Source organism: Actinomycetota bacterium, assembly GCA_019347575.1.
In the GTDB taxonomy this organism is placed as follows: Bacteria; Actinomycetota; Nitriliruptoria; order Nitriliruptorales; family Nitriliruptoraceae; genus JAHWKY01.
Map to the genome: position 1 here is coordinate 1 of JAHWKY010000054.1, position 13719 is coordinate 13719.

12 protein-coding genes are annotated in these 13719 nt (G+C 71.4%); 11 read left to right on the plus strand and 1 reads right to left on the minus strand.

From position 1 onward, the window contains the following. From KY469_20880 to KY469_20930, 11 genes are all read left to right on the plus strand, one after another. The coding region (locus KY469_20880) for an IPT/TIG domain-containing protein (protein ID MBW3665558.1) at window positions 1–395 on the plus strand (395 nt) is incomplete at its 5' end. After that, window positions 395–577 (plus strand): hypothetical protein, encoded by a 183-nt coding sequence (locus tag KY469_20885; GenBank protein ID MBW3665559.1) that lies wholly within the window; start codon window positions 395–397, stop codon window positions 575–577. The genes KY469_20880 and KY469_20885, both read left to right, overlap by 1 nt. Before the next feature lie 144 nt (window positions 578–721). Then, entirely contained in the window at window positions 722–3055 is a 2334-nt protein-coding gene (locus KY469_20890; protein ID MBW3665560.1) for a translation initiation factor IF-2 N-terminal domain-containing protein, read from the plus strand. Then, window positions 3052–4227 carry a glycosyltransferase family 1 protein gene (locus tag KY469_20895; protein MBW3665561.1) on the plus strand — a complete coding sequence of 392 codons (1176 nt, stop codon included), beginning with the start codon at window positions 3052–3054 and terminating at the stop codon, window positions 4225–4227. Before KY469_20890 ends, KY469_20895 begins: the two co-directional genes overlap by 4 nt. A gap of 229 nt (window positions 4228–4456) precedes the next feature. After that, complete coding sequence (locus KY469_20900) at window positions 4457–4792, plus strand: acyltransferase (GenBank protein ID MBW3665562.1); 336 nt, start codon at window positions 4457–4459, stop codon at window positions 4790–4792. Further along, complete coding sequence (locus tag KY469_20905) at window positions 4789–5328, plus strand: acyltransferase (protein MBW3665563.1); 540 nt, start codon at window positions 4789–4791, stop codon at window positions 5326–5328. Before KY469_20900 ends, KY469_20905 begins: the two co-directional genes overlap by 4 nt. Window positions 5329–5554: 226 nt before the next feature. Continuing rightward, on the plus strand, window positions 5555–7051 hold the full coding sequence (locus KY469_20910; GenBank protein ID MBW3665564.1) for an acyltransferase: 1497 nt from the start codon (window positions 5555–5557) through the stop codon (window positions 7049–7051). Then, window positions 7048–7605 (plus strand): acyltransferase, encoded by a 558-nt coding sequence (locus KY469_20915; GenBank protein ID MBW3665565.1) that lies wholly within the window; start codon window positions 7048–7050, stop codon window positions 7603–7605. The genes KY469_20910 and KY469_20915 overlap by 4 nt, the downstream gene beginning before the upstream one ends. Next, window positions 7602–8804: a hypothetical protein gene (locus KY469_20920; GenBank protein MBW3665566.1), complete on the plus strand. Its 1203-nt coding sequence runs from the start codon at window positions 7602–7604 to the stop codon at window positions 8802–8804. The genes KY469_20915 and KY469_20920 overlap by 4 nt, the downstream gene beginning before the upstream one ends. Beyond that, a complete protein-coding gene (locus KY469_20925; protein MBW3665567.1) occupies window positions 8801–9820 on the plus strand; it encodes a glycosyltransferase family 4 protein in 1020 nt (339 codons plus the stop codon). Before KY469_20920 ends, KY469_20925 begins: the two co-directional genes overlap by 4 nt. A 1262-nt stretch (window positions 9821–11082) precedes the next feature. After that, on the plus strand, window positions 11083–13515 hold the full coding sequence (locus tag KY469_20930) for a glycosyltransferase (GenBank protein ID MBW3665568.1): 2433 nt from the start codon (window positions 11083–11085) through the stop codon (window positions 13513–13515). 22 nt (window positions 13516–13537) lie between these two features. Here KY469_20930 and KY469_20935 read toward each other — a convergent pair. Then, window positions 13538–13719, minus strand: a 182-nt coding sequence (locus KY469_20935; protein ID MBW3665569.1) for an acyl-CoA dehydrogenase, incomplete at its 5' end; no start/stop codon positions are given.

The window sequence follows — 13719 nt, forward strand, 5'->3', positions numbered from 1 at the left end:
CTGGAGAGGTCGTCGTCATCACGGGGCGGAACCTGAGCGGGTCCTCCGCGGCGCTCCAGCTGGCGGCCAGCGTCGAGATCCTGCTCGACGGTCGCGTGCTCGCTCCGGAGTCGGTCTCCGCGACCGAGGTCCGGGTCCGGATCCCGCTGGACGTCTCGCCCGGTCCGCACACGCTGAGCGTGCGGGTCGACGGGCGCACCAGCAACTCGGTCCAGTTCACCGTGGAGGTCTTCACCGTCACCGGCACCTACCAGGGCCCGGGGCGGATCGCCTCGGCGACTTGCAACGACCCGGCCGTCCAGGCGGAGCTGCAGCAACTCTTCCCGCCGGGGGCCACCGGAGAGGGCATCCAGGCGGTCCGCGACCGGCGCCGGCCCCGTTTCCAGGGCAGCTGATGCGGGCGAGCTGGCTCGGCACCCTGGTGGGGCTGCTGCTGCTGGGCGCCCTCGTGTGGATCGGCGTGCGGCTCGTGTCTGGCGCGTCGCTCGAGCAGGTCCTGGCGGCCGTCTCGGCGTTCGTGGTCCTGACGGGGATCTACGTCGCGGTCGTCGGGTTCGACCGCCGCGGACCGCGCTGAGGGTGGAGCGGGCGTGGTCGGTCTTCGCGGCTTCGACCCGGCTGCTCCTGTCTGGCACCATCCGTGTCGTAGGTCCAGGCGCCTGCCTCCGTCGGCAACCTGCGGAACGGGCGCGCGAGGGTTCGCGGTAACACGGGACACGACATGACACGTCGGCGCGTGTGGCAGCTAGCACGGGAGACCGGCCTGTCCACCCGAGACGTGATCGAAGGTCTCCTTGATATGGGGATCGAAGCGACGAGCCACGCGGCGACCGTCTCCGAGAGCGAAGCCGAACGCTTCCTCGACATCCTGAACAGGGAGCGCGGGGCGGCGACCCCGGGGAGGATGCGCGTCGACGAGCTAGCGGAGCAGCTAGGTATGGACACCGGGGCGGTGATCATCCTCCTGGAGGAGCTCGGCGTACGCGCGAAGAGCCCCACCGCGAGCGTCTGGGACTTCGATGCCGACCGTCTCCTCACCTGGCTCGAGGGCCGGGAGAGCTGGCTCCCCCTCGAAGATCCGACGACGACCCCCCCTGGAGACGGTCCACCCGTCACGCTCCGTCGACCGCCTGCCGGGGAGCCCGGGGAGACGCCCAGAGCGGCGCGGCTCGGTGTGGACCACCATCCAGGACGCGCGCCGTCCCCGACGAGGACCGTCGAGGACGCCTCCACGTCCGCCAGGGGTGTGGCGGGAACCGAGGCGGGGGGAACCGGAACCGAGGCGGGGGAACGGCCCGGCGTCGGCTCCCGGTCGGACCGCAACCTCGTCCGTCGCGTGCTCAGAGAGATCCGCCCCTACTGGCGCGGTCTGACCGGGTTGGTGACGCTGGACCTGCTGGCGACACCGCTCGCGCTCCTGAAACCCATCCCCCTCGCGATCGCGATCGACACCGTCCTTGGTGACGATCCCATCCCCGGGGTCATCGCCGCCATCGCACCCGAGGCGCTCACGCGGAGCGACCTGCGGGTACTGCTCCTCGCCGCCCTGCTCCAGGTGGCCATCGTCCTCTTCGGCCAGCTCCAGAGCCTCGGCGCCTACGTGCTCAACACCTACACCGGAGAACGGCTCACCCGCGGCTTCCGGGCGCACCTGTTCAGCCGGGCACAGCAGCTGTCGCTGCTGTACCACTACCGCCACGGGCCTACCGACGCGCTGTACCGGATCGAGTACGACGCGCCTTCGGTCCAGCACACCGTCGACAGCGCCCTCCCGCTCGTGTCGTCCACGGTCATGTTCGTCGCCACCATCTACGTGACCGCTCGGATCGACGGGCAGCTCGCGCTCGTCGCCCTGGCGATCTCGCCGGTCCTGTTCCTGCTGTCACGCGGGTACGCCGGCCGGATACGTCCGCGCTACCGCGAGCTGCGCGAGCTCGAGAGCTCGGAGCTGAGCGTCGTCCAAGAGGTGCTGTCGGCGATCCGCGTGGTCAAGGCGTTCGGGCGCGAGGCGCACGAGCGCGACCGCTTCGTCGACCGGTCGAACCAGGTGGTGAGGGCCCGGGTCTCGCTCTCGATCGCCGAGGGGAGCTTCGGCCTCGGGATCAACCTCACCACGGCGGTCGGTACCGCGCTCGTCCTGTACATCGGGGTCCGCCACGTGCTCGCCGGCGCGCTGACGCTCGGGCAGCTCACGATCGTGCTGGGCTACCTCGCGCAGCTGTACGCCCCGCTACGGAGCGTGAGCCAGCGCATCGGCGACGTCCAGAACTCGATCGCTGGTGTCGAGCGCGCCTTCGAGCTGCTCGATCAGCCTTCCGAGGTCGAGGAACGGCCTGGAGCCCGGCGCTTGGAACACGCGGAAGGCGCACTGGCCTTCGAGGACGTGCGGTTCTCCTACGACGGGCAGATCGACGTCCTGCGCGACGTCACGTTCGCGATCGAACCGGGGACGCGACTCGGCATCGCGGGGCGAACCGGGGCCGGCAAGACGACGCTCGTCAGCCTCGTCACCCGGTTCTACGACCCGACCCGCGGCCGCATACTGCTGGACGGCGTGGACATCCGCGATTACCGGGTCGCGGACCTCCGCGATCAGTTCGCCCTCGTGCTCCAGGAGCCGGTCCTGTTCTCGACGACGGTCCGAGAGAACCTCCGCTACGCGCGACCCGATGCGCGCCAGGACGACATCGTCGCGGCGGCCCGGGCGGCGGACGCCCACGACTTCATCTGCGCGCTCCCCGAGGGGTACGACACCGTCGTCGGCGATCGTGGTATGCGCCTGTCGGGTGGCGAACGCCAGCGCGTCTCGCTCGCTCGCGCGTTCCTCAAGGACGCCCCGGTGCTCATCCTCGACGAACCCACGAGCTCGGTGGACCGCGAGACCGAGGCGACCATCATGGCAGCGATGCAACGGCTCATGGTGGGACGGACCGCGCTGATGATCGCGCACCGCCTCTCCACGCTCGAGCACTGCGACGCGGTCATCGAGCTCCGCGACGGGCGGGCCCGCTTCGCGGGTGCGGACGGACTCGAGACCGCGGACACCGCAGCATGAGAGCCGTGGTCTGCGGTCCGATCGCGACCCTCCCGGTGGGGGGCGTCGCCTGGGACTACGGCCAGTACGCGGTCGGACTCGAGCAGCTCGGGTTCGACGTCTACTACCTCGAGGACACCGCGCACCCGCCGCTCCACCCGACCGAGTGGCTGTACGTCGACGATCCCTCGCCGAACCTCGCCCACCTCGAGGCGGCGCTGCGAGCTCTGTCCCCCCGGCTCGCGGAGCGCTGGCACTTCCGCATGCCCGACGGACGCGGCTACGGCATGGATCACCACGATGTCGTCGAGCTCGTGGCGGACGCCGAGCTCTTCCTCAACGTCTCGGGCATCGGGATCCTCCGCGAGGAATACCTCCCGTCGAGACGGAAGGTGCTCATCGACACCGATCCCGGCTGGAACCACTTCGTGATGTTCGACCGTCGCGACGTCGGACCCGGCCTCGAGGACGCGGAGGGGTTCCGCGGCCACGACCACTTCTTCACCTACGCCGAGCACCTGGGCGCACGGGACTGCCTCCTACCCGACCTCGGTATCGACTGGCACCCCACCCGTCCCCCGGTCGTGCTGGACGCCTGGCCGGTCGTGGGTGATCCCGGCGACCGTTGGACGACCGTTCTGTCGTGGGACAACTACCGCGACGACGTCGAACACCAGGGTCGCACCTACGGCGCCAAGGAGCGCGAGTTCGCCCGGATCGAGCGACTCCCGCAACACACCTCCACCTCCCTGGAGATCGCCGCCGGCGGAGTGCGACCCCCCGTCGAACGCTGGCGCGAGCTCGGGTGGTCCGTCGTCGACGCCCCGGCGGTCACGGGGACCGTGGAGAGCTACCGCACCTACATCCGCGGCTCGCGCGGGGAGTTCAGCGTCGCCAAGAACGTCTACGTGGACACGCGCAGTGGGTGGTTCAGTTGCCGGTCGGTCTGCTACCTCGCGGCGGGGCTCCCCGTCGTGCTCCAGGACACCGCCTGGTCCGCGCACCTCCCCACCGGCGAGGGGCTGCTGAGCTTCGACGATCTCGACGGGGCGGTCGCCGCGCTCGCCCGGGTCGAGCGCGACCCGAACGCGCACCGTCAGGCCGCCCGGGCGATCGCCGAGGAGCACTTCGCCGCCGAGGGCGTCTTGACCGGTCTCCTGGAACGGATCGGGATCGGAGCCGGCGGTGGATGAACACGAGCTGACCGGCGCCTGGGATCACGCGAGGCTGCCACCCAACGTTCGCGTCGGAGAGCGCTGCTGGCTCGAGCGTCTGGGCAGCTTCGAGCGCGTCGCGACCGAACGAGACCCGGGGCTCGTCCTCGGGGACGGCGTCAGCGTCTTCACCTGGACGACGTTCAGCATCGAGCCCACGGGGCTCGTGGAGGTCGGCGACGGGTGCGTGCTCGTTGGTGCCCTGTTCATGTGCGCCGAGCACATCCAGGTCGGGCAGCGGGTCGTCGTGTCGTACAACGTCACAATCGCCGACTGCGACTTCCACCCGCGTGACCCGGAGCTACGTCGACAGGACGCGGTCGCGGTCAGCCCGTGCCACGAGGCGGACCGCCCCCCGTTCACCACGGACCCGGTGGTGATCGAGGACGACGTCGAGATCGGGATCGGAGCGATCATCCTGAAGGGCGTGTGCGTCGGCCGCGGCGCGCGCATCGAAGCAGGCGCGGTGGTCACCGGCGACGTCGCGGCCGGGTCGACCGTGGCCGGTAACCCGGCCCGTCCTGTCACCGGAGAGGTGCGATGAGCGACCGGGCCGTGCTCGACCACGACTGGTTCTCCCGACCCCTGCCGCCGCACCTCGTCCTCGAGGAGGGCAGCTGGCTCCACTCGAGCTACGCGTTCCTGCACTGTCGGAGCGAGCGCGGGGTGCGCGTGGGGCGCCACTCGGGTATCTACATCGGCACCGCGTTCAACCTGACCGAAGCGGGCCAGGTGACGATCGGCGAGCACTGCACGATCGGCGGCGCCACCTTCACAGGCGCGGTCGAGGTGACGATCGGCGACCACGTCCTCGTGTCGTACGAGGTGGTGGTCAGCGACGACAGCCTCGGGCTGCCCCCCGAGGTCCACCCGAGACCGCGTGATCCGGTCCCCATCACGATCGAGGACAACGCCTGGATCGGAGCCCGTGCGGTGCTCCTGCCGGGCGCGATGATCGGCGCCAACGCCATCGTCGGCGCGGCCACGGTCGTCGACTTCGCCGTGCCGGACGACGCGATCGTGGCGGGCAACCCCCCCAGGATCGTCGGTTCGGTCCACGACCGGAGCGGAACACGGTGAGCGACGTACGCGTGGTCGTGTGCGGTCTGGCGGTGAGCGTCCCGCTTGGCGGGATGGGTCTGCACTACCTCCAGTACTGCCTCGGGTTGCGGGACCTCGGGGTGGAGGTCCTGTACCTCGAGGACAACCGGGGCTGGCCGTACGACCCGATCCGTGGCTCGGGGGACGGTGACGACCGCTACAACGTGGCATGGGCACGTGAGATGTTCGCGGCGTTCGATCTCCGATGGGCGTACATGGACACCGCTGGCCGCTACCACGGCACGAGCGAGTCGGACGTCCACGCCTTCTGCGCGGGCGCCGATCTCCTGCTGAACGTCAGCGGCGGACTCGACCCCTTCCCCCACCACCGGAAGGCGGCCCGGCTCGCGTTCGTCGACACCGACTCGGGGTGGGGGCAGGTCAAGATCGCGCAGGGCGACGCGGCGATCCGCGGGATGTACGCGGCCCACGACCTGCACTTCACGTTCGCCCAGTCGATCAACGAACCGACCTGCCGGATCCCCCACGTCGGGTTCGACTGGCGCCCGACGCGGCAGCCGGTCCACCTGCCGTTCTGGGAGGACCGGCACCCGCCCGGGCCCGCGTACACCACGGTGATGAACTGGGATGCGTACGGGGAGGTCCGTTGGGAGAACCAGCGGTGGGGGCAGAAGGACGCCTCGTTCCCGCTCGTCCTCAATCTCCCCCGGCGGACCGCGCTCGGGTTCGAGGTCGCAGTCGCGGGACCGGCCCCTCGCGACGAGATGAGAGCGCACGGCTGGCGCGTCGTGGAGCCGTTCCCGATCTCGCGCACGATCTGGGACCTCCGCGAGTACGTCCGGGGCAGCCGGGGGGAGATAGGGATCTACAAGGAGGGCTTCGTGCGCTCCCGCAGCGGGTGGTTCGCGGAGCGCAGCGCGAACTACCTCGCAGCAGGTCGCCCGGTCGTCGCCCAGGACACCGGGTGGTCCAGGCACCTGCCGACCGGCCAGGGGCTGTTCGGGTTCACGGACCTCGACGAGGCTGCCGCCGCGTACACGACGATCGAGGAGGATCTCGCGCACCACTCCGAGGCCGCCCGCCGGGTCGCCAGGGAGCACTTCGACGCCACCGTCGTCCTCGACGAGCTCCTCTCCGACGCCGGGGTCGGGTGACCGGCGTGGTCGATGTCTCCGGGCTCGACGGGACGTGGGATCGCCGTGACCTGCCGGGGAACGTCCGTATCGGAGAGGGCTGCTGGATCGAACGTCGTGAGAGCTTCACGCCGTTCCGCAGCGCACGGGATCCGGGCCTCGAGCTCGGCCGCGAGGTCCGCGTGTACGGCGGCACCCTGTTCAGCGTCGAACCGTCCGGGACGGTGTCGGTCGGGGATCGCTCGGTCCTCGTCGGAGCCACGATCCTGTGCGCCGAGAGGGTGACGATCGGACGGGAGGTCGTCGTCTCCTACCACGTCACGATCGCCGACGCCGACCTCCATCCCCACGATCCGGAGCTCCGGCGCCTCGACGCGGTCGCCCACGCCCCGCTGCGCGAGGGGCCGCCGCGACGGCCGTTCAGCGCCGAACCCGTCGTCATCGAGGACCGTGTCCGGATCGGCGTCGGCGCCATCCTCCTCAAGGGTGTCACGGTCGGTGAAGGAGCCGAGATCGCCGCCGGCGCGGTCGTGACCCGGGACGTCCCCGTTGGGGCGTTCGCCGCCGGCAACCCCGCCCGGGTGTCGGACCGCAGGAGCTGGCGATGAGCGCGCGACCGTCGGGCGGCACGCGACCCCGGTCGCCACACGAGGCGTTCGACTGGTGGCCGGCCGGGATCCCACCCAACGTCGACCTGGGTGAGCGCGTCTGGCTGTACAGCAGCTACGCGTTCCGCCACTGCGAGAGCCGCCGACCCGTCGCCGTACGGATCGGGGACGACAGCGGTGTCTACGACGGGACCTCGTTCGATCTCGGTGCGGACGGTCAGGTCACGGTCGGACGGTTCTGCACGCTGGTCGCGCCGACCTTCGCGACGAACGCGACGATCAGCATCGGCGATCACACGTTCGTCGCTCAGGGGGTCACCTTCGCGGACACCCACGCCGCGACCCCCGCACCCCGCGAACGCTCGGCGTCCCGGACGCTCGGCGACACCGTCTGGATCGGAGCACGCGCCACCCTCCTTCCCGGCGCCGACCTCGGCAACGGCGTGATCGTGGGCGCCGGCACCGTCGTGGACCGGGCGATCCCGGCGTACGCGGTCGTTGCAGGAGCGCCGGCCCGCATCATCGGATGGGCCCGACCGGGCAGCGCACAGTGAGCGGGGGGCCCGCAGGTCAAGCGGCGGGGAACCGCGACGCCGGCAGCGTCCTGCGGGTGGTGGTGCTGGGCTACGTCGTGGGGTTCCCGCTGGGCGGCATGACGTGGCACTCACTGCACTACGCGACGGGCCTGGCCGGGCTCGGCCACGACGTGTGGTTCGTGGAGGACTCCCATGACTACGCGAGCTGCTACGACCCCGTGGCCGGGACCCTCGGCACCGACCCGAGCTACGGACTGACCTACGCCCGAGAGGTGCTCGACCGCGTCGGCCTCGGGGATCGTTGGGCCTACTACCACGCGCACTCCGACCGGTGGCGTGGACCCGCCTCGGAACGGACGACCGCGGTCTGTGCTGAGGCTGACGTCGTCATCAACGTCGCGGGGATCCACCCGCTGCGTCCCTGGCTGCGGGACATCCCGGTGCGGATCTTCGTGGACGCCGATCCCGTCTTCACGCAGGTCCGCCACCTCCGGGACGAGAGCGCACGTCGGCACGCGCGGTCCCACACGCACTTCTTCACGTTCGGGGAGAGCATCGGCCGGCCCGGCTGCGACGTGCCCGACGACGGCTTCCCGTGGCAACCGACCCGTCAGCCGATCGCGATCCGGACCTGGCCGGTGGCCGACACTCCGTCCACCGACCGCTTCACGACCGTGATGCAGTGGGACAGCTACGCGACCAGCAGCTGGGACGGGCGCAGCTTCGGGATGAAGTCCGCGTCGTTCGATCCCTTCCTCCACCTCCCCGCACGGACCGAGGCCTCCCTCGAACTGGCGGTCAGTCGCATCCCGGCGGAGCAGCAGGAGCGCCTCCGCACGGCGGGATGGGTGCTGTCCGACCCGCAGGAGGCGACCTGGGACCCGTGGGTCTACCAGCGGTTCATCGCCGGTTCCACCGGCGAGTTCAGCGTCGCGAAGCACGGGTACGTGGTCTCCCGATCGGGTTGGTTCAGCGAACGCAGCGCCAACTACCTCGCCTCAGGTCGCCCCGTCGTCGTGCAGAACACGGGGTTCTCCGGCCACCTCCCGGTCGGTGAGGGGCTGTTGGCGTTCTCCGAGCCCGAGGAGGCGCTCGGGGGCATCGAGGCGGTGCGGTCCCGCCCGGCGGCCCACGCGCGAGCGGCCCGGGCGATCGCCGAGGAGCACTTCGCGGCCGACCGCGTCCTGGCGGACCTCCTCGAACGCGCGACGAGGTGAGTACCCGCGGGCGTCCCCGGCCCCGAGCGGTCCGCCGCATCGCGATCATCGACTGGAGCCACCTCATCGAGGACTACCTGGACGGGATCGGTGCGGACCTGCACGACCTGCGCGACGAGCTCACCGGCGGCTGGCTGTTCGGGATGGTCGACGCGCTGGGAAGCGTCGATGTGCGCACGACACTGGTCACGATCTCGGGCCAGGTCCCCGAGCGGCTCCGCTGGCGGCATCGCCCGACCGGCGCGACCATCAGCCTCCTGCCGGCACCGGCCGCCTACCGACGGATCCGACGGATGCTCTGGAACCCCTACGCGTGGTCGGTCGAGGACGCCGCCACCGTTCCGCACCCGGCGGCCCGACTACCGCTCGCGGGGCTGCTGGCCCTCGCCCCGTACCTGGCGACGCCCGTCCGGGCGCTCGCGCGCGAGCTGCGCCTGCGCGCGGACGCGAAGGTCGTCGTCTGGCACGGTCGGGTCCTGGTCGACGTGAAGGGCCTGGACGTCCTGCTCCGAGCCTGGCGGACCATCCGGCGGGCCCGGACCGGACGATCGTTCCGGCTGCTGCTGATCGGTGACGGCCCTGACGCGGAGCGACTGGCGTCGATGCTGAGAGCTGTCGACGATCCGACGATCATCTGGCGACGCGGGTTCGTCACGGATCGGGCCCGTCTGGTCCGGTGGGTCGGGACCGGCGATGTCCCGGTGCTGAGCTCCCGGCGCGAGGGGTTCCCCGTGGCACCGGTGGAGGCGATGGCGGCTGGGGTGCCGGTGGTCCTGACCGACGTGTCGGGGGCTCGCGACATCCTTCCGCGCAGCGAGCTCGACGGAGGCCTGGTGGTGCCGGTCGATGACCATGCCGCGCTCGCGGACGCGCTCGACCACCTGCTCGCCGACGATGCCAGCGCCGCGAGGGTGGGCGTCGCCGCAGCCCGACGGGCTCGCGAAGCGTTCTCGCTGGAAGCGGTCGGTCGGAGACTCCGGGACGCCCTCAACAGGTCCCAGCGCGCCCACGCCTGAGCTGGAAGAGCATGACCTGCTGCGTGGAACGGACCAGCACCGTGCTCCTCGAGGTGCGCGAAGAGCGCGGGGTAGACGTCCCTCCACCAGAAGCAGGGCCAGGCGATCGCGAGGTAGCCGACGCCGCGTCGTCGGAGCCGGTCGATCTCGGCCAGCGCCGCGCCGTCGTCGGCCGGGTCACCCACGTGGACACCGTCCCGCTCGACGACACGCACGACCTCCCGTGCTCGCAGGCCGGTCTCCCCGAGGGCCGCCCCATCGGCCAGCGCGAGCGCGGCTCCCTCCGGAACCGCGTCACGCAGCTCGTCGAGCGCCCGACGTCGGCGTGCCTGCCAACCACCCCTCCCCTGCCCGGTGCCCAGCTCGCCGAGGAGAGGCTCCAGCAACCGGCGGACCTCCCTCTCCGCGGCCAGCCCCCGGCTGGACAACGCCTCGTACGCTTCCACGACGGGTCGGGGGACCGCGTCGGGGTCGGGATCCCACGCACTCTCGAGCGCGCGCACCTCGGACGGATCCGCCAGCCGTTCCGCCGCCTCGCGTGCACCCTCCGGCACCGACACCCCCACGGAGCGCGCGACCTCGTCGAGCACGGTGGCCGGGCGGTCGAGCAACCGTTCGAAGATCACGACGTCCCGTCGCGCGCCTCGGGTGTGGATCAGCGCGGCGACGGTGTAGCACGCCCAGAGCAGCGCCCCGCGGCCGACGGGGATGTTGTCGCGTACACGCAGCTCGTGCGCCACGGCCGACGGTTGACGGACACAGAGCAGGCACCCAAGGGCGGGAATCACCTCCCGCCAGAAGGGGAGCGCGAGCGTCGCACGGGGATCCTTCCAGGCCCACGCTCCCGATCCCGCGAAGTGCCGTTCGATGAGCCCTCGCGCCTCGGAACGGAGCCGATCGAACCGCGGCCCGTCCTCCCACCGCGGATCCGTCGGGGAGGGAGGGGCGTCCCATCCGGCGCCCAGGGCCGCGAGGACCTCCTCGCTGATCCGTACGAGACCGCGGTGCTCCCGGAGGTCGCGCCGGAGTTCGGGGACCCTCCCGAGGTCGACCCCCAGCTCCTCGAGCAGTCGCGCGGCCAGGACCTTTCCGGTGCGGGGCATCCCGATCACCGCGGTCACGGTTGGAGCGTCCATACCGTCCAACCTCACGCGGGACGACGGGGGTGCCTGGCAGGGTCGCCGTAACTCCCTACGCTATCCGGACGTTCGTACCAACGCAGAGGTACCCGAACGGACTAGTCAGCCGGAAGGTCACCGCTCGTGCCGCAGGTACGGATCGACGGGAAGCACTTCCAGCTCGACGGTGACCGGTTCCTCTTCCGAGGCGTCACCTACGGCACCTTCCGTCCGCGCGATGACGGCCACCGCTTCCCCCGGCCCGCGGTGGTGGACGAAGACCTCGCCACGATGGCGGACGCGGGCTTCACCGTCGTCCGCACCTACACGGTCCCACCGGACGACGTGCTGGACGCGGCGGGGCGGCACGGACTGAAGCTGCTGACGGACATCCACTACCCGGACTGGCGCTACCTGGTGGGGTCTTCGCGCCGGGAGCGGCGCGACGTGCTCCGCTTCGCCGAGCGGGAGGTCGCGGAGCAGACGCGACGCCTCGCCGGCGACGACCGCGTCCTCGCGCTCTCGCTGGGCAACGAGATCCCCGCGGACGTGATCCGGTGGTTCGGTACCGACCGCGTCGCCCGGGCGTTGCACGCACTGACCGGGACGGTACGCGACCTGGATCCCGACCGGCTCGTCACCTACGCCAACTACCCGACCGCGGAGTACCTCCCGCTGGGGTTCCTCGACTTCCTGACCTTCAACGTGTTCCTCGAGGAGCGCAACGATCTCCGCCGGTACCTCACCCGCCTCCAGCACCTCGCGGGCGACCGCCCACTCGTCTTGGGCGAGTTCGGACTCGACGCCGGTGAGGGACCGGAGAGCGAGAAGCTCCAGGCGACGTCCCTCGAGTGGCAGTTCGCGACCGCGGTGGAACGTGGCGTCGCCGGGACGTGCGTGTTCTCGTGGACGGACGAGTGGTGGGTCGGGGACCAGGAGGTCGAGGGCTGGAACTTCGGTCTGACGAGGACGGACCGCTCGCCGCGCCTGGCCCTGAACGTCGCGGAGGCGTGGAACCGACGGACCGTGGCGGATCTCGACCGCGACTGGCCGTCGATGAGCGTCGTGATCTGTGCCTACAACGCCGCGGCCACGCTCGACGAGTGCCTCGCGCACACCTGCGACCTCGATTACCCGGACCTCGAGATCATCGTGGTGGACGACGGCTCCGAGGACGCCACGCTCGAGATCGCCCGACGGCACCCTCGCGTCCGGACCGTCCCGATCGAGCACGCCGGCCTGTCCGCCGCTCGCAACGCCGGTCTCCAAGCCGCGACCAACGACATCGTCGCCTACCTGGACAGCGACGCCTACCCGACGTCCGAATGGCCCTACTACCTCACGCTGGGCTTCGACGGGCCCATGGTCGGCGGGGTGGGCGGCCCCAACGTGCCCCCGCCGGACGGCGGGCGGAGCGCTCACGCCGTCAGCCGCGCGCCGGGCGGTCCGGTCCACGTCCTGGTGTCCGACGATCGGGCCGAGCACGTGCCCGGCTGCAACATGGCCTTCTGGCGGACCGAGGTCCTCGAGGAGATCGGTGGGTTCGACCCCATCTACGACGCGGCCGGCGACGACGTCGACCTGTGCTGGCGCGTCCTGGACCGCGGTTGGCAGATCGGCTTCCACCCCGCCGCCCTCGTCTGGCACCACCGTCGTGCCGACGCCCGCGGCTACCTGCGTCAGCAGTTCGGCTACGGGCGCGCCGAGGCGCTCGTCGAAGCCCGTCACCCCGACCGCTTCACCTCGCTGGGCACCGCCCACTGGCACGGGCGCATCTACGACTCCTTCGCCCCTGCGCTGACCCACCAGCGGGTGTACCGGGGCCTGTACGGCACCGCCGCGTACCAGTCGGTGTACCGCGGCGGGGGTCACGTCCTCGACATCGCCCACCAGGTCGGCGTCCCCACGGCGGTCGCGGCCATCGCCACGTTGCCCCTCGCCCTGGTCGATGCGCTCCTCGCGATCCCGGCGTGCCTGGGCGCCGTCACCCTCCTGACACTCGCGGTCATCGACGCCGTCCGCACCTCCGCGCCCAGGAACACGGGAGGGTCGGACCGCGGCTTCAGGCTCATGGTGGCGGGCCTGCACCTGGCGCAACCGCTGGTGCGTCTGTGGGGGCGTCTGGCACACGCGCGCACCGCCCGCCGCACGCTCACCGACGTCGTGGGTCTCCCGGGACCCGCGAGGCTCGAGGGGGGGACGCTGATCCTCCCGGCCGTCCGTCCCCGCCGAGAGCTGGCCAGCGACCTCGTGGATGTGCTCCGCGCGAACGGGCTACGCGCGTTGCCGTCGACCGGGTGGGAGGACCACGACGCCCGGCTCCTCGGATCGACGCTGGTGTCCGGCGACGTCCTGACCAGTGCGTACCCGGACGGCTGCCTACAGGTCCGGATCCGCGTGCGACCGCGCGTGCTCCGGCTGGCCGGTGTCGTCGGGGCGATCGCCGTGATGGCGCTGGTGGGCCTCCCGCTCCCCATCATCGCGGGAGCCTGCACGTTGACGATCGTCGAACTAGTCCGCGGCGTGATCCGGGTGGGTCCTGGAGCACGCCGGACCCTCACCGCCGCCGCGCGGTGACCTGTCGACGCGTCCGCCTGGTTCATCTTCCGCTGGCCGTACCGAGCAGGGTGCGGGCGATCACCCGTAGCGCCAGCACCTCGTCGGCGCCCTCGAAGATCGACAGCACCCGGGCGTCCACGAAGTAGCGGGACACGGCGTACTCCTCGGTGTACCCGTAGCCGCCGTGCAGCTGCTGGGCCTCGCGGGTCACCCACTCGGCCA